We start from the raw sequence: 22059 nt of genomic DNA on the forward strand, positions 1-22059 counted from the left end.
AGTATAATTGAGAAAAACTGAAAGGAGCCTGGCCATGTGCCGGGCTTTTTTTGTGGCCGGGTTGACCGCTCAACGGAATTATAGCACCATGCCAAAACCTTAGGCAGGCCCGGCCCGCGATATTAGCCGCTCAACCATTCACAACAGTACGGATGAGCCACGAGAAAGTAAGAAGCGGCACGATAGCGGAGCTGAAGCACGACGAGAACAATGCGAACCAGGGGACGGAGTTCGGTAATCACCTGCTGCGGCAGTCGATTGAAAAACTGGGAGTAGGACGGGGAGTGGTGGCGGCAAAGGACGGGACGATTATCGGGGGTAACCACGTGACGGAGATGCTGGGGGAGCTGGGGATCGAGAACGTAATATTTGTGCCGACGGACGGTAAAACGCTGGTGGTTACGCAGCGGACAGACATCGAGCCGGGATCGAAGGAGTTCCACGAGCTGGCACTGGCCGATAACAAGGTGGGAGAGGTGAACCTGAACTTTAACCTGGATAAGGTGACGGAGTTGTCGGATGCGTTCGGCATCGACATGAAGTCGTGGGGTTTTGAGCCGGAGGAAAAGGAGAAGCTACGGGAATCGTATTCGGCAAATGTGGGCGAGGTGCTGTATGAACCAAGAGAAGCGAGTCACAGGCCGGATGAACTGTTTACGGCGGAAACGCGGTTTGATGCCGAAATCGAAGCGATCCAGAACGAAGGCATCAGAAAGATGCTGAAGGCAAGAGCGGCTTATTTCGCCACGTTCAACTACGCGAAAATTGCAGACTACTACGCGTATCAGGCGACGGCGGAAGAAAAGCCGCTGTTTGAAAAGCTGGCTTTGGTGCTGCTGGATAAAGACCAGCTGATCGCAAAAGGGTTCGCGGAGATTATGGAGGAAATGCAGGAGCTGAACGGGTTCACGGTCGGGGAGGAGGACAGCGAGGATGAGTAAGCTCAATACGATCTACATCATTTCCAAAGGCCGGCCGCACTGCACGACGGCAAAAACGCTGACCAAAATCGGGTATACGGGCGAGTGGTTTATCGTGTGCGGCACGAACGACGACAAGCTGGAAGAATACCGGAAGGAGTGGAAGGACCGGGTGCTGGTTTTCGACTGGGCGCAGGAGGTGGCGGGCTCTGATCTGCTGGATAACTTCGGGGTGGAGACGATGGGAAGCGGGGCGGTACCGGTGCGGAACGCAACGCGGCGGATCAGCGAACAGCGGGGCGAGCTGCGGCACTGGCAGTTCGATGATGACTATAACGCGTTCTACACCATTATACAGCTGGATGGAAAGCCCAAACATATCAAACTGCTGGGGGTGGATCTGGAGAAACGGCTGAGGCTGATTTCGGATTTTGCCCACAAGGCAAATCTGCCTAATGTCGGGTTTGCGGTATCGGCGGAGACCAGACCGGACAAGGTGTTTGAGTTCACAAGGCGGGTGTTCAATGCGCATAACATGTCGTCGGAGCCGAGTCTGTTTACCCGGTGGCGGGGGCGGATGAATGACGATCTGATTAATGCCATTGAGACGTGGCGGAAAGGCCGCTTTGAGATGTCGTTCAAGTTCATGTACATGTCGATGAAGGATACCCAGAGCGAAAACGGCGGCAATACGGAGATTTACAAGGCTCACGGAACGGTCAGAAAGACGGCGTATGCGGTGCTGATTGAGCCGAAGGCGGTAAAGCTGGTGGTGAAGTACGGTCGGTATCACCACAAAGTCAGCTGGCAGGCAATCACCCCGAAGCTGATCAGTGAAAAATACCGGCGGGTGAAGGCTGGTAACAGTGATCAAACAGTGATGAATCATGCTGAACAATCCTAATGCAGCCGATAACCTTAAGCCGTTTCCGCCGGGCACCTCCGGCAATCCGAAAGGCAGACCCAAGGGGCCGATCAGTCAGCTGCTGAAGGAGTTCGGGGAGTCGAGCGAGATCGTGTTTTCGGTTTCGATTACCAGAGGCGGGAAAAAAGCGAGCAGTGAAGCGACGATATCGGCGGGGGATGACCGGACGATCAATGAGCTGATTGCGGCCAAACTGCTGCAAATGGCGATGGATGGCGATATCAAGGCGATCCGCGAGGTGCTGAACCGGACCGAGGGCCGGCCGCATCAGTCGGTTACACTCAGCAGGGGGACGGAGGACGGAGCCGACCTGAACGGAGTGACGGCGGAGAATTTCGACCTGTTCGAGGTGTGGCTGAAACAGAACCAGAAAGAAGGCGGGGAGGAATGAGTTCGATACACTTTTTGCCGGCATCGAGGATGAAGGGGCGGCCGGTTCCGGCGAATTGCTTCGTGGTACCGGATAAGTTCATTCCGGCGATCCTCGACAAAAGCCCGATCCAGATTTTGTTCGGGTCACGTTTCAGCGGCAAGAGCTACGCGAAGGCGTACGAGTTTCTGGCCAGAGCGGCGGGTAAACAGTATTTCCGGGGCATCTACGCCCGTCAGAAGCAGACGGACGTGAAGAACAGCCAGTACCAGCTCTTCAAGGATACGATCGATAAGTATCCGTGGTTGCGTCGTCAGTTTGTGTGCCGGGATTCGGACTATGAAATTCACAACCTGATTACGGGACACAAGCTGATACCCGGTTCGTTTGATAACCCGCAGAAGATCATGTCCACGGCGGATCCAACCGATATCTGGGTAGAGGAGCCGATTACGCACAAAGGCCAGATCAATAAGACGGACTTTCTGTCGATGTATGGCTCGCTGCGGAATCCGTACGGCATCCCGCCCCGGTTCCACTTTACGTTTAACCCGATCAGCATCGATACGTGGATTTTTGACGAGTTCTTCAAGAAGAAGACAATCCCGTGCAACGCGGTTCAGATCAACTACGACGATAACCCGTTCTGTCCGGAATCGGCTCTCGAGTTCTTTGCCTGGCTGAAGGATGTTGATTACGACCGCTGGGAGATTGACGCACTGGGTAAGTGGGGCATTCCGAAACCGGACCGGCCGTATTTCCACCGGCTGCTGAAGAACATGAAGGTCTACTTCGGGCCGACGGAGTACAACCCGTTTGAGCCGGTGTACATCTCGCTCGACTTCAACGTGGTCAACTCGTGGACGATCCGCCAGAAGAGTCCGACGGGCGGTCCGCGGTTCATCGAGGAAATCCACAATGAGGATCTGGATTTGGAGGACATCTGCAAGGATGTGGCCAGACGGTACGGGGGAAACCAGCTGTATTTCACCGGCGACGGGTCGGGCAACAACGCATCGGCCTATACGAAGGGCAACCAGTCGGCGTGGGAGTTGGTACGGACCTACATGAAGCGCTACGGTGCTGATTACTGCAATTACGAGGCGGTGCCGCTGAGCAACATTTCGACCGAATCGAGCTGCTTTGTGTCGAACGCACTGATAGCGCACTACGAGAACGATTTCATCATCGACGATGTGAAATGCCCCAAACTAACGGCCGACATCAGACGGATGCGCCGGACGGCGGACGGATCACTCGACAAAAAGGACTGTAATAAGTACGATTACGGCCATTTGGGCGACTGCTTCCGGTATGACCTGTGCAATTTCGAGTACCACACCTTCAAGGCAATTAGTCGAAACCATTCAAACAACAACAATGAACACGATTCTTGAACTCCTGCTGATTCTGGCCTTTGCGGCCGTTTGTGCGTTCCCGCTGATCTGGCTAAGTAAGCCGTTTCAGGCCCCGCAGAATACGTTTCGGGACGTGATGCGCTACACCCGGCATCTGGCCATGGAGCACTACCAGAAACTGATGAGCCGGTGGCGTATCTGGAAAGTAGGCGTCCGGATCCGGCCGCTGCGCTGGCTGCGCCGTCACGGGTATTATCAACTGGCCAAGGAGCTGAGCCTGTGATCGCGGTGCAGATCGATATCGGCTGCGTGATTGAAAACGGGCAGCGGATCACCATCCGGCATCCGCATGAGCTGCTGGCAAAACCGGAGCACATGCAGGAGGTCGGGATGCTGGCAGGCTGGCATCCGGATCAGATACCGGTCGCGGTCGCGGAGGTTGACTGGCCGGAATTTACCGGCGACACCAGCGAACTGTATGTACTTAACATTCCAATACTGATGAACTGATGAGCAATCCATTCTTACCGCTCGTGAGCCTGAAAGGCGTACACGAGCCAACAACAGCCACCTACTCAGTGAACGATCTACCCGGCATCAGCTCCGAGCTGGTATCGGCCGTATCGGAGGAGGAGGATATTTCGGGCACGGATCTGGAGGGGACGCTGGCCACGTGGGGACGGGTAACCAATCAGGCGTACGTTCATCTGCAACAGAAGCTGGAAGCCGAGCTGAGCAAGTCGGCGGACTTCGTGAATTCGGGCCCGGATACAACATTCTGCGGCGAGTGGGATACGGATGATATTACGGTCCGTAACGGGATACACGGTCTGGCTATCTGTGTGCCCTATATTCCGGATTCGGCGGTGGAAATCGCAAAGCTGATCTGCATGAATGCGGCTACGGCTACCAGTGTGGAGGTGGTGGTAATTGACCTGTCAACCGGTGTGCAGCTGGCATCGATGGAGCACGACCTGGCCGCCGGGTACAACGAACTGGAAATCGAATTCAGCAAGGCCTGCCAGATCGGGCGTAGTATCGACGTGTTTGTCGGGTTCGACATGACGGGGCTGCAACTGCTCGACTTCGAGGGTGCTCACGGCTGGACGCACGGCGGCGGCTATCCAATTGAGTTCGGCAACTTCCGGCAGCCGAAGCGGATCCGGAGCAACCTGACCGGCCAGTCGCCGGGGTGTCTGTACATGCAGGCCGGCATCAGAACCAGCTACGAGACATTGATCGGCCGCTACAAAAAGCGGCTGCTGACCGCGTACGTGCATTTCTGCGGCTCGCTGCTGATGACCGAAAAGCTGGGATCAAGCAACTTTAACCTGTTCACGAATACCAACCGCGAGTTCACGGCCGAACAGGAAAAGAAGCTGATGGATGATGCAGTAGCCTTCATTAAGCCCGTGGCGCGGGAGATTGTACGCGACCTGAAAACGACGCCGGTACTGGTCGCCGATCCGGAGAACCAGCCGGGCATCTACCCTTCCAGCTATGTGTAACCATGTTCAGGATACAGACCAACGCGGAGCAGGTGCTGCTGGAGCTGATGGAGGACGTGCGGCGGGTGGAGACCAACATGTACAGCCACCTGCGGGAGGCGGCGCTCGATGCAACGGTACTGGTTGCGCATCGTGTGCAGCAGCAGGGAAAAAACGCAGAAGGGAGCCGGATGCGGACCAGATCGGTGCTGAAGAACGGCGCCTACTCGCAGGGGCACGCCAAACGGAGATCGGAGCGGGGGCGGCAGACGGAGCACGTCGATCTGACGCTGGAAGGCGATCTGATGCGGAACTGGGGACCGGTTGACGTTACCGACACCTCGGCCACGGTCGGGTTTACGGACAACAGGCAGGCGGATAAGGCCGAATATCTGGAAGCATACTACGGGCCCATATTCGAGCTGAGTAATGATGAACAGGAACAGGTCGCGGGCGGCCTGGAAGACAATATTTTGAAAGACTTAAAAGTATGACAACAAACGCAACAAAAGAATACAAGCCACTCAGGTGGTACAATCATCAGGCATTCCCGCTTGTGCCGCAACTGGAATTCAAGCCTGAAGACAAACATAATACAGCCGGCTTTTCTTTTAGCTGGCTGTTTTTTCGGATCTGGACGCTGGATTCATTTGGCTTTGAATTGTCAATAATTTGCGATTGGCAATGGGGCTTAGGATTGATCGGCATACTGCCGTATCTGCGGTGGGCGCTGACCATTCCCATTCCTATGAAGTGGTCAATCTGGGTGCAGCGGAATCTGTGGAGAAAACCAAAATCAGCGAACTGGTAAAATTATGGATCAGGACAAACTAATTGAGCTTGGCTTATTATCTCCTGAGATAGCCAACATGGTGAAGGAGCTGAAACGGCTGGAAGAACTGACAGTCAATGATAATGTGAAAAGCTGGCTGAAGCTGATGGCGGATGGCTGGCTGACTATTGTAGACAACGAAGTTGATCCACGGATGACGCCCTATGCTAATGGCGGCGAGGGGGCTACGATACACAGCTCAGATATTGAAGGTGTGGGGAGTCTGGCTACAATTGAAATATTTGGGGCCCCTACTTCGGTGTGGTATACAAACAGCTTCATGCACCGGATGCATTTTTTACGCACCGGCATGCTGGCGATCGCTCACCTTGGGTCGGTTTCTCCTATCGGCGTCCGGTTGGATGTAGAGGAAATTGGAATATCGGTAACTAATGGCTAATCTAAAAGTAAAACAGCTGCATTTTGTGGTGCCGGTGGATGTGTACGGAAAGGACGTCGGTTTCTTCTTCGGGTACAACCACCGGCAGATTGCCGATATCCTGCTGAAGGCGGATAGTAAGAGCGCAACGCAGATCAGGGAGCAGATACTGAAGGAAACCGACGAGGATTACCACGGTGTAACGTTCCGGAGCGACAATGCAGCGATTCTGATAGCGATGCACGTGGTACCGGAGACGTGCAGGGAGTACAGCACACTGGTACATGAATGCTTTCACGCAGTGGAGGCGATAATGGAAAACATCGGATGCAGTCATGATCAGGCCGGTAACGAGCCGTGGGCCTACCTGCTGTCATACCTGTACGAAGAAGCGACGAAGAAACTGGCGATCTATTGCCCGTAACCATGGAACCGCACTTGGTACGGAAATTTACCTACCAGATTCTTTGGGGCTGTGTACCACCCAGAGTAAATGAGTACATGGTGAGTGTGAACGGCAAAAAGACCGGTACGGTGTATCGGGTGGTGTCAATCCGGCTCATGAAACAGCGGGACATGGTTGATTGCGCCCGATACGCGATAGCAGCGGTACCGTGTCCGGAACTCAAAGAGCTGGCTGTGATTGAGCGCGATGGCGATTACTGCGATGTGTGGGTGAAGGGAGAACCGGCCCACGGTATTTTTTGGCTACCAAGAAAAAAGAAACCATGACCTATTCCGAGATACTGGAGCTGATAAACCAGCTCAAAACCATCGAATCCCCGGCAATCAACTCGTTTTTTCCGGTAGTGAAAAACCCTGCTCTCTGGATGGGCGAGGCCGTGCTGGGGTTCAATCCGTTTTTAAAACATTTTGAGCTGCACGTTAACGAGGCTCAGTACAATATCATGGAGGCAAAACAGGACGAAAGCGAGGCGGCGGCCGTGCTGCATACACTTAAAATAAAGGTGTTGCCCGGAGTTAATGAGTTGATAGAAGAGGCTTCTGAGCTGATTCGTGGCAACAAGATTCCAGGCGCCGGGAGCTTTCCTGCTGAACGGTGTGGTTTTTACTTTTCCAGAATGATTTAATATGATTCTCAAAACGATACAGCAGATCAACACGAAACTCGTAACCATTGCCGGCTCCCAGATCAGCGGGCTGGTGATGGTTACGTACTCCCAGCAGGATAAGGCCAATACGCTGCTTTTGCCGCTTGAACAAAAGCAGCTGGTGGTCGACAGCCGGTTTAAGCTGCAAACGGCCCATTTGCAGGGGGTGATGAACGCGGCCGGAACGACGCAGTACGGCTCGTATTCGGAAAACCAGTACACGGCGCTGATGGTGCTGTTTGGCCGCGGACAGTCGGCAACCGACGTACTGAAGGCAATGGAGGCGGTGAAGACAACGGCCTACGTCCGGATCAGGCAGATTGATCAGGATACGCAGGCGGTACTGCAACGGTACTGGCAGATACGGCCGGGACAGGGCAAGAACTACGATCCGTCGTGGTGGGCGTGGGCAATTACCTACGAGATTCACAGCATCAGCGATCAGGATATTATCGACTTTAACACGGCCTTAGCAGAGGCCGAACTACTCAATAATGATTAAAGACTTTAAGGAGGCATTTGACGCGGGGCTGATTGAGCCGGTGAGGCTACCCGACGGTAAGTTTCTGGAATGCGAAGGCGTCCGGTACTATCAGGCCAGTTCGGAGGGTATCAACATGGGCATCAGCCGCTGGTACGTGATCGGCGATATTTTCCGGCGGCACGATGAGCTGAAGCTGTCGGAAGACCTGCTACGTGCATCGGTGGCCAGTACCAAATCATTTCTGAAACGGGTAATGGCGCAGGTGAATCTCGACGCCGAACAAGTGCTGGATGCAGCCAGGGAGGCGCTGATGGTGCAGGAGCGGGTCGAGCAGCGGATCAACCTGGGCCTGACGCTGGAGCTGGTGTACGAAATTGCGGGGGTCTATTTCTTTGCCGAGGATGAGAACCCGCACGAGGTCGATTCGGATAAGCGGCGGCGGAACTCGCGGCGGTTCATGGCCAAACCGGAGCTATACCCTTTTTTTTTACAGCTGCCTTTGAGCCGGTTCGTGCCATTGCAGCAGCTATTCCACGCCGCTACCCTGAACTCGTGGAAGGAGAAAAACGAACTGGCGATGCTGGACTGGGCGCTCACCCGCTCGAAGCTGAAATTGAATGGAGCCGACAGCGCGACGATTCAAACTATCAGTTCGCAGCTGGAGACCCTGTACGGATTGGATGGCTTACTCGACAGACTGTCGAAGGATACTACAACTTTGTTTCCGCCTGGTTCAGAGACCAGCAGCGACGGCTCGAACTCGCCGAGCAGCTGAAGGAGCGGCAGAAGCAACGCTGAAACCTGCAAAGGGATGCAAAGGAAAACTGCAAAGGAAAACTGCAAAGGAAATGATCAAAGGGACGGCACAGAGTCGTCCTTTTCTATTTCTATTCTGGTTGAATACAGCTCGCTGAACAAAAGATTGGCTGGTCCGGCGTCGATGCTGGCTGCGGTGCGTCCGATAATATCGCTGAGGGCGGCAATCTGTCTCTGATAAACTTCATGGTGTACAACAGAGCCGGCAAAAACACCGGAGAGGGTTACAGCATTCCGGCCACCGGCGGGACATCCCTGATCTTCGCTGAAGATGTTGCGGGAAGGAGTCAGGACGGCACTGATGTAGATGTCTGTTTCTACGTGTACCAGTCTGGCATGCTGTTGCCAGATGGCCGCAATCGTCTTGAGGTAATTGTCTGATTTCAGCTCAGCTGAAGAAAAAAAGTCATTGCTTACTGACAGGGTAACAGACCAGTGTATTGTTTTCATGGCTCAGACGATTAGTTTTAGGCCAAATATACAACATGCTATGTTCTGCACGATTACCAAACGACTGATTGCCGGCTCGCTGATTATCCTCGCCGGTTGCTCGAAGGGGCCGGAAGTGCCGCCCTGTTACGTCTGCACCTCGTTCGTGACAACGACCTCAACCTCCCCGACGTTTGCGCCCCCGTCACCGTATTCGATGGATGTGACGGTGTGCGATGAAGCCGAGAAGAAAAAAAAGGAGGAGAAAAAAGTGGAAACAACGCCGCTGGGTTCGACGTACACCATTACCGTGACCACGCAGACGGTTTGCCGCAAAAAGAGCTGATCACCTGCATACCTGACACCAGAAGCCCGGCCAGTACCGGGCTTTTTTCGTTGCAGTTGACCGCTCAACGGAATTCTGACGCCCCTGCCTACCACCCCACCCCGCGCGCCCGCGATCTTCGCTCTACATCATTCCTACAACAACAGATACTAATGTCAGAGCGGAACATTCGGGTTAGAATCGAGACGATTTCCGAACTCCCCGACGTGGCCGAACAGTACCAGCAGCTGGTTAAGCTCCAGAAGGATTACACCCAGACGGTGGAGCGGTCAGCGGACCAGATTGTCGGTGCACACAAGGAGGAGGGGAAAGCGATCCGGGACGTGTCGGACGAGCTGAAAAAACAGCAGTCAGAGTACGACAGACAGACGGCGGCGGTAAAGTCGGAGCTGAATGAGCAGACGGGAGCGGTGAAACGCGAGGCCTCGGAACAGACGACAGCGGTTAAGAAGGAGGCCTCGGAGCAGACGGCGGCGGTCCGGGCGGAACTGGTAAAGCAGACAACGGCGGTTAAGACCGAACTGAACCAGCAGACGGATACGGTCCGGACGGAGCTGAACCAGCAGACCGGCATTCTGAAAACGGAACTGAATGAGCAGACGGCGGCGGTGAAGCGGGAGAACTCGGAGCAGGTAACGGCGATCCGGGGCATTTCGGATGATCTGAAGGCGCAGCGGAAACAGCAGACGGCCGACCTGAAAACGGAGCTTGGACAGCAGACGACGGCGATCCGCTCGGAACTCAACGAGCAGACGGCGGCGGTAAAGTCCGAGAATCTGGAACGGAAGGCCGAACTCGACCGGCAGACTGCGGTACAGAAAGCAGAACTGAACCAGCAGACGGCGCAGTTCAAGACGGAACTCAACCAGCAGACGGCTACCCATAAGGCCGAACTCAACCAGCAAACCGCCCAGCAAAAAGCGGAACTGAACCAGCAGACGGCAATTGTTAAGGCCGAGGCGGTCCAGCAAACGGCGGTAATTAAGGCCGAGCAGGACCGGCAGACGGCCAGCCTGAACGCGGAGCTGGATAAGCAGACGGCGGCCTATAAGGCCGAGCTGGCCAAGCAAGTGGCGACGGTGAAGGAAGAGGAGCGCCGCAAGACGCTGGCAGTGAAAGCGGAGCTGGACGAGCAGAGCCGGAACTATCAGGGGTTTGGGGGCGAGCTGAAAAATCTGGCCTCGATCATCGCGGCCACGTTCGCATTCGACCAGATCAAGCAGTTCGGCATGGAGGTGATCGACGCCAAGACGAAGATCGACTCGATGAAGATCGCCCTCGACCAGCTGCTGGGTTCCAAGCGCGTATCCAATGAGATTTACGCCCAGCTGGTGGATCTGGCCAAGACGACGCCGTTCGAGATGAAGGACATCGTAGACCAGACGGTGAAGCTGAAGGCGTACGGTATCGCTACCAATGACCTGTTGCCGACGATTACGGCACTGGGGAACATGGCATCGGTGGTCGGGGTGGAAAAACTGCCGCAGTTAACGCTCGCATACGGTCAGGTGGCAACCAAGGGCCGGTTGATGGGGGATGAAATGAGGCAGTTTACCGAGGCCGGGATTCCGATGTACGATCTGCTGGCGAAGGCGATGGAGAAGCCCAAAGAGGAGGTTATCAAGCTGGCGGCCGCGCACGAGATCAGTTTCGCCGACATCCGGAAAGCGGTACTGGATTCGTCGCAGGTGGGCGGCCAGTACTATAACCTGATGGCGCTGCAGTCGAAGACGCTGGGTGGTGAGGTGTCCAACCTGGCGGATAAGTTCTTTCTGGCAAAGGCCAAGATCGGGGATTTCTTCGAGGATGAGATCCGGGGCGGCATCCGGATACTGGCCGATATGACGGAGGGTTTTCTGGGGTCAGAGTCGGCGATCAGGCGGACGATGACGATTATTACCTCTGCGGTGACGGCGTTTGTGTCGCTGCGGGTGGCCACGTCGGCCGGTGCGGCGGCGTCGGCGGCGATGACGCTGGCACAGGAAGCGGGTACGTTTGCCATGGGCACCTACAACCTGGCACTGATCACGGTGAAGGGTACTACTGAAGGTTTCACGGACGCGCAGATTGCATCGGCGGCAGCGGCCCGGTCGACGTGGGCGGCACTGGCAGCGAACCCGATCGGGGCGATTATCGCGGTGGTGGGTCTGGCCACGTCTGCCTATCTGGCATGGAAAGCGGCACACACCGACATAACGGAAGCAATGTCCGACGGCGAGGTGGCAATCGTTAAGGAGCGCACGGAGCTGAATGCACTGGTAACAGCGGCGATGAATGCGAAACAGGGTACTGAGCAGCGGACGCAGGCAATAACCCTGCTGATGCAGAAGTATCCGGATTACTTCGCGGGTCTGAACGCCGAGAAAGTCAGCAACAACGAGCTGAGTTCGATCCTGACGCGGGTCAATGCGTCGTACATGGACCGGATCAACCTGGCACGGGAAGCGTACCGGGTGGATAAGCTGGCCGAAGAGCAGAAGAAGCTACTCGAAGAGCAGGAGCAGCTGATTGAAAAGATCAGGAAGAATGCGCCTGAGCTGTACGCCGAAGTGGGTGGGAATGTGGATAAGCTTGTGGAAAAGTTCAGAACGTCGGCGGTTGCGGTGCGGCAGGGGGACGGCTCGGACAGCTGGACCAACCTGATTGATACGGCGATCTTCGGCAATAAGCCGGCGCAGAAACTGGTCGAGACGCAGGCGGCGCTGGAAAAGAACCAGAAGCAGATTGACGAACACACAAAGGTGGTCGTCGGGCTCAACCAGAAAAGTAAGGATGCCCAGATTGCGACGGAGAACGCGCGGTGGACGGCGGTTAGTGCGAATCTGAAAACGGGCACGGACGAGTACGAAGCCGCCCTGAAAAAGCACAATGATACCCTGGCCGAGCTTCAGGGCAAGGCCCAGACGGTCGAATACACCTCAGCGGTTAACCACGATACGAAGAAAAAGGAGCAGGCGAAACTGACCTCATCGGAATTGCAGGCGATTCTGGCCAGACAGAATACCGACACGATGGAGGCGCAGCTGAAGGCACTGAAGGAGCAGGAGGACGTCGATATACAGGCGGCCAACAAAGCCGCAGCCAACAAGACGGATGCTGCACGCCGGATACTGGCCATCGAAGCCGAATACGCAGAGAAGCGCAAACAGGTCGTAGCGCAGGCTATTATCGACAGCACCTACAACTACGAGGATCAGATCAAGGCGGCACAGGTCACTACAGATGCACTGCTGGCAACGGACAAAAAAGCGGCTGAAGAACGGAAAAAGAACGCCACCGACGCCGCCCAGAAGATCAACGAGGCCGAGCAGCAGATTCAGACCTCCCACAAGGAGACGGCGCAGATCGTGCGGGAAACGGCCGAGATCCAGAAGCAGTCACGGCTGGAGGTGCTGAACGGGCTGGTACAGATGATCAGCCAGGGCAGCGAACTGGGCGGAATACTGGCAGCGACTACGGTTAAGGCGATTCAGGACATAGACCTGATTTCAGGGAAAGCACGGGAGGCTTCGGCGTACCGGCTGGCCAACGCCCAATACGAGCTGGAGAGCTTGCGGAAAAACTTCGACCAGAGCAACGAGGAGGTACAGGTGAAGATCGCCGATGCGCAGAAGAACGTCGCGAGCGCCCAGAAAAACATGGCAGAGGTCAATGCGATGTCGGCCGCATCGATGACGAGCCTGATCAGCATGGGCGCCGAGCTGATTTCGGCGGTGCAGCAACAGCTCACGGAGCTGGCCGTCGAGACGGGCAAGGCGATTTCGGAGTCGATTGTCCGCACGCGCGATACGATGGTGGATGTGTACGAGACGCTGATGCAGCTGAATCAACAGACGCTCGAAACAGAGCTGGAAAACTACCGCGATAACTACCAGAAGCGGGAAGAAATCATAAACGCATTCTACGAGCGGCAGAAGGAACTCTCGAAAGGGAAAGACCTGATCGACGCCCAGCTGACGTACGCGGCGCAGGTGGTGGACATTAACACGGCGACGGGAGAAAAGCTGAGCGAGATCTGGGATTTCAAGAAGGGGGCATTCGGGATCAACTTCGGCATTTCGCTGCTGAAAATGCTGGCGGCATGGAAGCAGAATCAGTCCGAGCAGGAAGCGGCCTCGGAGCAGCGGGCGGCGCGCGAACAGCAGATCGTGATTGCACAGACGGAGCTGGCCATCGAGCAGGCCAAACGGCTCAGGGACGAGAAAATAGCAGCCCTACAGGAAGAACTGGACGCGTTTATTGCTTCGAAGGATGCCGAGCAGGCAAAACTGGAAGAAACCTTAGCAGCCGAGAAAGCGGCCAACGAGCAGTTTTACTCCGATAAGGAGCTTCGGTTACAGGCCGATGAGCAGTACCGGGCGCAGCTGCTGGCACAGGGAGAAGCCCGCGAGGTGGCGGCGCTGCAGGCGGCGATGGGCCGGGAACTGGCACGGGCATCGTCGGCCGAGGAGCGGACCCGGATCGTGAACGCCTTCGAGCAGCTGATCGCGGAGGTGCACGCCAAATACCAGAACGCGATCGGTGACAAGACCAAAGAAATCTCGCTGGCCAATACGGAAGCCAAGGCGCAGGAAGCCGATAAGACAAAGCAGCTGGAGACCTCGACGACCGAGCAGATCAAGGCCTTGAAAGACCAGATTGCAGCGAAAGAGGCAGCTACGACGCAGCAGATGAAGCAGGCGCAGGCGGATTACGCCAACTTCGTGAACGCGGCCAACCGGCAGATATTCGAAGCAACGAAGCAGATGAAGATAGCCGAACTGCGGGCGGAGATTGCGATTCTTCGGGGCAAGCGGAACCTGTTCAACCGGGGCAAAATCGACTCTGCGATTGACGATCTGAATGCAGCGATCGGTGATATTGAGTCAATCAGTTTTGATTCGGGCGGCGTGAGTGCGGGCGGTTCGGGCGGATCGTCGGGCGGTGGTAATACGGTCACACCAGCCACGCCGGAGCAGATCAAATCGGAATACGACGCGAAAAAGGCCGAGCAGGCCACGGCCTATCAGCAGATCTACAACGCCGGGGAGGAGATCAACGCGCTGAATGATCCGAACGGGTCGGATATGCCACGGCGCCAGTTCCTGGAAAACTTCATCCAGCAGCAGCAGCAGATTCTCAGTCAGCTCAGCCAGCAGCTGGGACAACTGGAGCAGAAGATGCGCGAGCTGGGCATCCCCTTCAAAGACGGCACGGACTACGTACGCGGCGAGGGGTTCCCGGACGGTATCGACACGGTAATGGCAAGATTAACCAAAGGGGAGCGGGTGCTGACGGTCGACCAGAACCGCGCACTGTCTGGCATCTCAAATGAGGAGCTGGTGAGCCGGATGCAGTCGTACGAGGCGATGGCGGCGAGGTTCCCGCAGCTGATCAGCCCGGAGAGCTACCGGATTCCGGATACGACGATCCGGCTGCCGGAGGGCATTGTGAGCGCGCTGGGTCAGCCAACGCTGGATTTGTCGCCGCTGCGGGAGGATCTGCGGTCGGTGGCCGAGGCGCTGGCCAGACAGAAGCAGCTTACGGTCAGCATCGATAAGAACGGGTTTGTGCTCTCCGAGACCGGCACCCAGTCAACAACTACCTACCACCAAAACCTGATGAACCGATGAGAAAGGGCGGACGACCTCGGAAATTCGCAGCGGCCAAAACACTCTACAGACTCAACAACCCGATTGTGCCGCTGGGCGTGGGCGAGCTGGAACGGCTGCTGAATCACTGCATTCAGCTCACGTCCCTGCCGGCGATGAGCGAGACGGAACGGGAAAGCCTGATGGCCAGACACCGCTACCTGATGAAGGAAGGCCGCGAGCGGGTAAAACAGGCTAAACAATTCTATAACCTGCAAATCGAATGATAACCTGCCTGATTGATGACATAGTGGTGCACCAGCCGGAGGGGATCGACGGACTGAGGCTGACCAAAACCCGCAACCGGCGGTATATGGGCTGGCTGTACCGGAAGCTGGGGACGTTTCCGGCGGGAGCGATCCGGTTTACGGAGCCGAAGGTGGTTAACCTGCTCAGGACCCGGCTGGCCTACGAGGGCATGCAGGCCGAAACGGGCTTCACGCTCAAATCCGGTAGTCTGGTGCTGTATGACAGCTACATCGACTACAGCCAGTACAACTACGACGGACGGGGGGTGAGTATTTCGACGCGCGACCGGATGGCGGTCAGCTCCCTGGAGGCCAACGCGACGACGACCTACTCGCTGACGCCGGTTGCGGCCTGCCTGCTGCACAGCCGGGCGCTGTCGGGTAGTGTGGATCTGACGGCATCGGGGGCGGTGGCCAGCCAGACGGTGAAAACGGCGGCGGTGCTGACCCATACGGTACCGCTGGCAAAGCCGGACAATGCGGAAGATATTCCGGGGACGGTGTACGAGACGGGTACCACCAGTGCGCTGCACTACCTGAATACCTCGGATCAGGTGCAGACGATCCGGATTGCCGGACAGCTGCGGATAACGGCAACGGCCAACACGACGACCATTTTTGCGCTGAAGGCGGGCGGGGTGACCATCGGCCGGTATTCGGTCGGCACGTCGGCGACGACGCTCGACTGCGTGGTGGATGTGGCGCTGAGTCTGAGCCGGGAACAGGGGTTTGTGCTTCAGTTCGTGCCGGAAACGGCGGTCAGTTCGTATTCCTTCACCTACAACAGCGGGACGCTGATTTCGCTGGGGGTGCAGGAAAGTTACGCGGACAGCACGGCGATGGGCTTCACGGCGTACCAGCTGCTGGCAACGCTGATCGACGAGGCCAGCGGCGGAAAGCTGAAGCTGAACAGCTCGTTTTTTCAGGTTGGCGACGGGGCGAATATCTTCCTGACGTCCGGAGCCAATCTGCGCGGTGTGGTCCGGCCGGTCAGGGTGAGCCTTCAGCAGGTTTTCGAGGGACTGTCAGCACTGGTACCGCTGCAATTAACCATTTCAGGCAGTGAGGTGATCGTCGAGGATCTGCAAACGGCACTGGCCAAAGCACCGGTACACCGGATAACGGAACTGCTGAGCTACCGGGAGCGGCCAGATACGGACAGATTCTACAATTCAATCCGGACGGGTTACCAGACGTGGAAGGCAGAAAGCAAAGTTTCTGAGCTGGAGGTCAACAGCGAACGGCGGCTGGCGACGCGCAATTCAAATCTGCGCAATGAGCTGAATCTGACCTCAGCCCTGATCGCGTCGGGGACGCTGATCGAGGAGGTGCGCCGGATTCAGTTCCAGCCGGACAAGGCGGGTGAGAACAAATCCAGCTCGTACGATGACAGCCTGTTTGTGATTGCGACGGTGCAGAAGCCGTACGGACGGATAGCGGAGAAGCTGGAACGGACGCAGGTGATTGACGGGCTGATTGACGCGGGAAACAGCTACAACCTGCGGTTTACGCCGATGCGGAACCTGAGCCGCTGGGCGTGGCGGCTGGCAGGCAACGGGCCGCTGACGGTTACCGACGCCGGCACGCAGGCGGCGGTGATCGGCTACGATTCGGTGCTGACGGATGAGTCGGAGCCGGTAGCGGTAGCGGGCGAACCGGTCCCGATGCGGGCGCTGGTGACAACCACGATGAGCATGGCAGAATACGAGCAGCTGGAGGGCTGGCTGGAGCTGCCCGACGGGCGGACGGGCCTGATCATGTCCGCGGACTGGCAACACACGGCAACGGGAGATATTGCCACAATCGACATCGAACTATGAACTTTCAGCACTTTCTGAGATTTTTCCGGCTGGCAGACGACAACGAGCCGATGCCGGTTGATGAGTACCTGCCGCAGTGGCGGCTGAATGAACTGATAGCGGCCGTGGGTGACCGCTGGCGGTTGCTGGTTCCTAAGTCCACGATCTATCCCTACAGGCCGCAGGATCTGGTAATCCGGAGCTACAAAAACAGCGTGACGGGGGCAGTACTGGGAACGCTACGGGCGCAGGCCTCGGAGTCGTACACGGAGATCCGGATCAGGGTGCGCTCGGCACCGGCGGCAAACGAGTACCGCCAGTTCGCCATCGAGACCATGGACGGGCGGGTGGTGCTGGGCACGTTCCGCTACCAGGCGGGCCCGGTCGCTCCGACGCGGGATGAGTTTGTGCAGGCGATCCGGCGGCACTACGAGGGCTATCTGTACACACCGGTAACGGTGGATACGGACGGGCCGGATATTACGATCCGGGGCTACCACTCGGATCGGTTCCGGCTGGGGAACGCGGCGCTGCGGATCGGGATCGGCAAGGTGGTCGGTACCCGGGGGGTAATTCCGATGCTGACGCATACCAAACTGGGTTCGGTGACTACGACGGCCACGGACACCTACACGGTGACGGTAGGCGAGGATATCGAATCGGGCAACGTGTACAGCCTCAACGGGAGCAGCTACACGGCGGCCGGGGGCGAGAGTCCGGACGTGATCCTCTCCAGACTGGGGGTTTTCAACAACAGTTTGACGGTGGCGGCCGGGACGTCGATGACGGCCACGGCCCTGCCGGGCACCTACACGCTGCCAAACGGCAACAGACCCACGATTTCAGCGGCCTACAGCTCGACATCAAGCCCCAATGACCTGTATACGGTCACGGTTGGGGCGGATGTGGTGGCAGGTAATATCTACCAGCTGTCGGCGGCGGGGATGACCACGCGCACGAAGGTGGCCACGGCGAGCGATACAGCCACGACGATTGCCGCTTTTTTCAACAGCACGTCCGGAAAGGCGGCGGTACCGATAGGCGCCACGCCGTCGGTGACGGTCTCGTTAGGTGTCCGGCAGTTCACAAACACCAACAATCCGCAGCTGTACCTGTCCGGCAAAGTAAACACACCGGCGGCGACGGTGGACCGCTACCTGATCACGGTCGGGTCGGCGATTCAGCAGGGCATGAAATTCTACCTTCAGGATAAGGTGGTGACGGCAACGGATGAGGATACAATCTTAACGATCGCGCAGAAGCTTACGGGCCGGACAATCAACGTGGTTCCGTTTGTGCTGGACCTGCCGGTTTCTACAGTTGTAAACTGCTACGCCGAGCAGGCACCGCGCTACAACCTGGCAGACGACGGAGCGGATGTGGAGCTGACAGCAAGCCCGAAGCGGTTTACAAACCTACCGGTGGTGGCGGAAATCGACTTCACATCGGTGGACAGCTGCCAGCTGGCAATCTGCAAGGGCAGCACGGTACTGGCGGTCTCGAATCCGGTCCGGATCCGGCCGGACGCGGGCGCTACGGTGCTGATGCGCTACACGGACGAGGGCGAGACGTTCGATTACAACTATCAGGAGCCGGGCCTTGTGCAGCAGATCCGGATTCCGGCGACGCTGGGACCGGCAAAGCTGGCTCAGTCCGATTCGGTGAGCCAGACGCTCGACGGGCAGTATGTGCGGGGGACGACGGAGGCGGAATACCAGTATACGCTCACGACGCTGGCGATGTGGCAGGGCTTTCACGCCGCGCTGTGGCAGGCGCTGAAACACCGGCAGGTGTGGATCGACGGCCGGTGTTTTGTAGCCAAATCGGAGCTGAAACAGCTGGGCGCAATCGGTGCGCGGCGGCTGGAACAGTCACAAACCGAGCTGACGGAGGCAAACAGGGTGTCGAATAAACGGGCATTTTTGGGTGCACCGCAAGGCTCAGAATCAACCGGTTACGCGCAGTTTTTGCAGATTGATGCACCGGAAAACTTGCCAGTGTATGTGGTTAGCAGCGATGTTTGTATCCGTCTGAGGGCCGGAACGCTGGTTCCGCCAGGGCGTTATCAGCTGCAAATCCGGACCGGAAACGAAGCCTTAGAACTTCGCTGCTACGTGAACAACGTACGCTACAATCCGGGCCGGGCGGTGCTGACGCCTGACAAACTCAACCGTACTGAGCAGGATATTCTACTGGGGGCCGGTGCGGTGGTGACGATTCAGCTGGTAGCGGCACAGGTGGCGGTAACGGCGTGGAGCGAAGAGGTGACAGACACCGGACGGGCGTACAGTGAAGAATTCCCAACTACCTATTTCGAATGACAAAAGCTGCTTTTTTTGATCTGGTTGATAGCCTGCTGCCCGACAACGTGACGGCATCGATACAACCGGCTGACCTTCGGAATATTGTCAAGACGCTGGGCGAAAAGCTCTACGACGACGATCAGGTGGCCGTGGTACGGACCTCACAGAGCAGTGTCGTGATCGGTACAGGCTCGAAATCCTTCACCTTCGTGGAGGCGACGGGCAATCTGGGATTCATCGTCGGTAGCCGGGTGATTGTGGCTAACTCCTCAGCAAACTGGATGGCCGGAACGGTGACGGCGGTGACAACAACGGGCCTGACGGTGCTGGTTGACTCCTTCAACGGGTCGGGTACGTACACGGCCTGGAGCATCGGACTAACCGGATCGGCCGGTATTAACGTCGATGTGACCCGCAGCTCGACAACCTCTCTCACCATCGGTACAGGAAACAAGACGTTCACGTACGCGCAATCTGCGAATCTGGGATGGACCGTCGGAAGCTACCTGCGGGCGGCTAATTCGTCAGCAAACTGGATGGAGGGAACGGTGACTACGGTTTCGGCCACGTCGGTAACGATTGCGGTAGCGCGGGTGTCGGGTTCGGGAACGCTGGCCAGCTGGAATATCGGCATGGTGGCCGAGCCGTCCGATCTGACATTCGGCATCAACACGCAGGCCGGGAACTACACATCAGCATCGACGGACTACGGTAATACGGTGCAGCATACCAGCGCCACGGCCGTGAATCACACGGTACCGGCCGGAGCAGCGGGTAAGTGGTATCAGGTCGATGTGTCGGGTACGGGTCAGGTTACGTTTGTGGCCGGATCCGGAGTATCGATTGTGAGCCGAGGCGACGCCTTCAAATCGGCGGGTCAAAATGCAATGATTACGGTGTACTACAGGACCAGTAACGTCGCTGTCATTTCCGGCGACCTGACAACGTAACGATGAAGCGGGCAGGAAGAGGAATCGGGGCGCGGGCCCGGCGGAATGTATTTCCGGTCAATCCGGCGGCGTATCTCACCACGTCGCTGTCGGCCTACACGGCGGCGGCCGGCGGAGACTGGGTACAGATTACGGGCACGGAGTACGCGGCGATGGCGGCCGATACGCGGGTGGGCAAGTACGGGCAGAGCGATGCGAACCTGGGCACGTATTCTTCCTACGGAGCGAACTACACGATTATGGGCAACGAAAGCCCGGTACCGGCAAACCGCTATCCGTTTGCGTGCGCCCTCCACCAGGTTGATGCGGCCAGCCAGACGGTAAGGCCCAAGATTGAAGGAGCCAGCCCGACCGGGCTTGTTTCACTGGGATCGATTACGACGCCGGCCACGGCGGGAGTGCTGTATTTTGTGTGGAAAAACTACAGCGTAAAAACGGTACAGACCTCGTACGTGGCCAGCTGGCAATCGTCGAAAACGAGCCTCGGGGGCGGCAGCGGCGTAAGCGTCAAGGTGGCCTTCAATGAGGTGGGATCGGTGATCGGAACCGGTAACACAAACGGGTATTCCCTCAACATGCAACTACTAGCAAGCCTGTAAGATGCTTACCAACATTCAACTCACAGACAGAACATTGGATGGCACGGCCATCAAGCGGCGGCTCAGGGTCGCTGACTGCTACATGACACTGGATTTTCAGCAGCATGTGGCGTACCTGTACGTCGACATCGAGCACTACACACTGAGCGGCGGGACGGAGATCCGCGCCACTGACTTCGGGCAGTCCGGAACGATCAGCAAACGGGTTGAAATCTCGGATGCCAACTATGTTTCGCTGGCTCAGGGGCCGGATTTCGGCCGGTTTGTGCAGGAGCCGGCACCAGAACAGATCCAGGGCGGGCAGGTAATGCAGCAGTTCACGTTTCTGCGGCTGCTGATGGCCGGTCAGATTATCGAGGGGGCGAAATTTTCGCTCGATGAGCTGATCCAGTCGGAGCTACAGACCAATGCGGACCGGGGCAATTTTGACGATAACACGTGGCCGACGGTCACGCGCTAAACAGATGAAAAAGGAAAAGGAGGAACTGACAGAATCAGCGGTGGAGGCTCAGCAGCCTTACACAACGAAAATTACCTCAGTAGACGAGGGTAACGGCGTAGTGCTCGCCGAAACGAACGCGCCGGACGGGACCGGCTTTACGGTGTCGGTAAACGGGAGACTGACCGACGGGGCGGCTGAGGGCGGCCAAATCTGGTTTTTCACAGGCTCGCCCATCGAGCCGTTTTCGGCGGTAGCACTCAAGTAAATGAATCGGGCTGACATCATATCGGGAGCAGTTTCGGGGTCGGTAACTACGGGCATCCGGTGCAACGAGGCGGACGGCACGATTGTCGTGGTGTCACGGGGCATCTGGCAGCTGGGTACGGCGACGCTGGCGGGCGGAATTGCTACGGTCAGCCTGTCGCAGCCGCTGGCAACGGGCGACGTGATACAGGCCTCGGTTGACGAGATCGGCAACCAGGCAGGTATTCCGGTGGTCGTGACCGAAAGTGAGGTAGAGGTAACTGGGTGGCGGACGGCGACGGAGGTAGAAATCCGGCAGTCCGACGGGTCGCTGCTGGCCATGCCGGTGGATCTGTTTTTCGACAACTACGGGTATCTGCCGGCAGG

The 22059-nt window shown here is 57.3% G+C and carries 26 protein-coding genes; 25 read left to right on the top strand and 1 reads right to left on the bottom strand.

The window, feature by feature from the left end; translation table 11 throughout:
* Positions 1-152: 152 nt before the first annotated feature.
* Genes BLX24_RS27825 through BLX24_RS27895 form a run of 15 tightly spaced genes read left to right on the top strand, consistent with a single transcriptional unit; the run spans position 153 to position 8642 of the window.
* A complete protein-coding gene (locus BLX24_RS27825; RefSeq protein WP_071506509.1) occupies positions 153-941 on the top strand; it encodes a ParB N-terminal domain-containing protein in 789 nt (262 codons plus the stop codon).
* Entirely contained in the window at positions 934-1824 is an 891-nt protein-coding gene (locus BLX24_RS27830) for a GREB1-related protein (RefSeq protein WP_071506510.1), read from the top strand. The genes BLX24_RS27825 and BLX24_RS27830 overlap by 8 nt, the downstream gene beginning before the upstream one ends.
* Positions 1808-2236 carry a DUF5681 domain-containing protein gene (locus BLX24_RS27835; protein WP_071506511.1) on the top strand — a complete coding sequence of 143 codons (429 nt, stop codon included), beginning with the start codon at positions 1808-1810 and terminating at the stop codon, positions 2234-2236. The genes BLX24_RS27830 and BLX24_RS27835 overlap by 17 nt, the downstream gene beginning before the upstream one ends.
* Positions 2233-3612: a phage terminase large subunit gene (locus BLX24_RS27840; RefSeq protein WP_083422221.1), complete on the top strand. Its 1380-nt coding sequence runs from the start codon at positions 2233-2235 to the stop codon at positions 3610-3612. Before BLX24_RS27835 ends, BLX24_RS27840 begins: the two co-directional genes overlap by 4 nt.
* The gene (locus BLX24_RS27845; protein WP_071506513.1) at positions 3596-3856 is read left to right on the top strand and encodes a hypothetical protein; all 261 of its coding nucleotides are present in this window, start codon (positions 3596-3598) and stop codon (positions 3854-3856) included. The genes BLX24_RS27840 and BLX24_RS27845 overlap by 17 nt, the downstream gene beginning before the upstream one ends.
* Entirely contained in the window at positions 3853-4083 is a 231-nt protein-coding gene (locus BLX24_RS27850) for a hypothetical protein (RefSeq protein WP_071506514.1), read from the top strand. Before BLX24_RS27845 ends, BLX24_RS27850 begins: the two co-directional genes overlap by 4 nt.
* Positions 4083-5081 (top strand): hypothetical protein, encoded by a 999-nt coding sequence (locus BLX24_RS27855; RefSeq protein WP_071506515.1) that lies wholly within the window; start codon positions 4083-4085, stop codon positions 5079-5081. The genes BLX24_RS27850 and BLX24_RS27855 overlap by 1 nt, the downstream gene beginning before the upstream one ends.
* 2 nt (positions 5082-5083) lie before the next feature.
* Positions 5084-5554 carry a hypothetical protein gene (locus BLX24_RS27860; RefSeq protein ID WP_071506516.1) on the top strand — a complete coding sequence of 157 codons (471 nt, stop codon included), beginning with the start codon at positions 5084-5086 and terminating at the stop codon, positions 5552-5554.
* Complete coding sequence (locus BLX24_RS27865; RefSeq protein ID WP_071506517.1) at positions 5551-5871, top strand: hypothetical protein; 321 nt, start codon at positions 5551-5553, stop codon at positions 5869-5871. The genes BLX24_RS27860 and BLX24_RS27865 overlap by 4 nt, the downstream gene beginning before the upstream one ends.
* Before the next feature lie 4 nt (positions 5872-5875).
* Positions 5876-6292 carry a hypothetical protein gene (locus BLX24_RS27870; RefSeq protein ID WP_071506518.1) on the top strand — a complete coding sequence of 139 codons (417 nt, stop codon included), beginning with the start codon at positions 5876-5878 and terminating at the stop codon, positions 6290-6292.
* Positions 6285-6695, top strand: a complete 411-nt coding sequence (locus BLX24_RS27875) for a hypothetical protein (protein ID WP_071506519.1) — start codon at positions 6285-6287, stop codon at positions 6693-6695. Before BLX24_RS27870 ends, BLX24_RS27875 begins: the two co-directional genes overlap by 8 nt.
* Before the next feature lie 2 nt (positions 6696-6697).
* The gene (locus BLX24_RS27880; RefSeq protein WP_071506520.1) at positions 6698-7003 is read left to right on the top strand and encodes a hypothetical protein; all 306 of its coding nucleotides are present in this window, start codon (positions 6698-6700) and stop codon (positions 7001-7003) included.
* Complete coding sequence (locus BLX24_RS27885) at positions 7000-7362, top strand: hypothetical protein (RefSeq protein ID WP_071506521.1); 363 nt, start codon at positions 7000-7002, stop codon at positions 7360-7362. Before BLX24_RS27880 ends, BLX24_RS27885 begins: the two co-directional genes overlap by 4 nt.
* Position 7363: 1 nt before the next feature.
* A complete protein-coding gene (locus tag BLX24_RS27890) occupies positions 7364-7885 on the top strand; it encodes a hypothetical protein (RefSeq protein ID WP_071506522.1) in 522 nt (173 codons plus the stop codon).
* Positions 7878-8642 (top strand): hypothetical protein, encoded by a 765-nt coding sequence (locus BLX24_RS27895; protein ID WP_071506523.1) that lies wholly within the window; start codon positions 7878-7880, stop codon positions 8640-8642. The genes BLX24_RS27890 and BLX24_RS27895 overlap by 8 nt, the downstream gene beginning before the upstream one ends.
* Positions 8643-8719: 77 nt before the next feature.
* Here BLX24_RS27895 and BLX24_RS27900 read toward each other — a convergent pair whose 3' ends face one another.
* Complete coding sequence (locus BLX24_RS27900) at positions 8720-9133, bottom strand: hypothetical protein (RefSeq protein WP_071506524.1); 414 nt, start codon at positions 9131-9133, stop codon at positions 8720-8722.
* A gap of 40 nt (positions 9134-9173) precedes the next feature.
* Between BLX24_RS27900 and BLX24_RS27905 the strand changes: the two genes are divergently transcribed.
* The 10 genes from BLX24_RS27905 to BLX24_RS27950 all read left to right on the top strand — a co-directional run.
* Positions 9174-9458: a hypothetical protein gene (locus BLX24_RS27905; RefSeq protein ID WP_071506525.1), complete on the top strand. Its 285-nt coding sequence runs from the start codon at positions 9174-9176 to the stop codon at positions 9456-9458.
* Between the two features lie 152 nt (positions 9459-9610).
* Complete coding sequence (locus tag BLX24_RS27910; protein ID WP_071506526.1) at positions 9611-15070, top strand: tape measure protein; 5460 nt, start codon at positions 9611-9613, stop codon at positions 15068-15070.
* Positions 15067-15315, top strand: a complete 249-nt coding sequence (locus BLX24_RS27915) for a hypothetical protein (protein ID WP_071506527.1) — start codon at positions 15067-15069, stop codon at positions 15313-15315. Before BLX24_RS27910 ends, BLX24_RS27915 begins: the two co-directional genes overlap by 4 nt.
* The gene (locus BLX24_RS27920; protein ID WP_071506528.1) at positions 15312-17156 is read left to right on the top strand and encodes a hypothetical protein; all 1845 of its coding nucleotides are present in this window, start codon (positions 15312-15314) and stop codon (positions 17154-17156) included. The genes BLX24_RS27915 and BLX24_RS27920 overlap by 4 nt, the downstream gene beginning before the upstream one ends.
* The gene (locus BLX24_RS27925) at positions 17153-19456 is read left to right on the top strand and encodes a hypothetical protein (protein WP_071506529.1); all 2304 of its coding nucleotides are present in this window, start codon (positions 17153-17155) and stop codon (positions 19454-19456) included. Before BLX24_RS27920 ends, BLX24_RS27925 begins: the two co-directional genes overlap by 4 nt.
* Positions 19453-20388 (top strand): hypothetical protein, encoded by a 936-nt coding sequence (locus BLX24_RS27930; RefSeq protein ID WP_071506530.1) that lies wholly within the window; start codon positions 19453-19455, stop codon positions 20386-20388. Before BLX24_RS27925 ends, BLX24_RS27930 begins: the two co-directional genes overlap by 4 nt.
* A 2-nt stretch (positions 20389-20390) precedes the next feature.
* On the top strand, positions 20391-20987 hold the full coding sequence (locus BLX24_RS27935; protein ID WP_071506531.1) for a hypothetical protein: 597 nt from the start codon (positions 20391-20393) through the stop codon (positions 20985-20987).
* Between the two features lies 1 nt (position 20988).
* On the top strand, positions 20989-21447 hold the full coding sequence (locus BLX24_RS27940; RefSeq protein WP_071506532.1) for a hypothetical protein: 459 nt from the start codon (positions 20989-20991) through the stop codon (positions 21445-21447).
* A gap of 4 nt (positions 21448-21451) precedes the next feature.
* The gene (locus BLX24_RS27945; protein ID WP_071506533.1) at positions 21452-21694 is read left to right on the top strand and encodes a hypothetical protein; all 243 of its coding nucleotides are present in this window, start codon (positions 21452-21454) and stop codon (positions 21692-21694) included.
* A partial coding sequence (locus BLX24_RS27950; RefSeq protein ID WP_143092839.1) for a hypothetical protein occupies positions 21695-22059 on the top strand: 365 nt, incomplete at its 3' end. It abuts the gene before it with no gap.

It is taken from the genome of Arsenicibacter rosenii (assembly GCF_001870735.1).
Lineage (GTDB): Bacteria > Bacteroidota > Bacteroidia > Cytophagales > Spirosomataceae > Arsenicibacter > Arsenicibacter rosenii.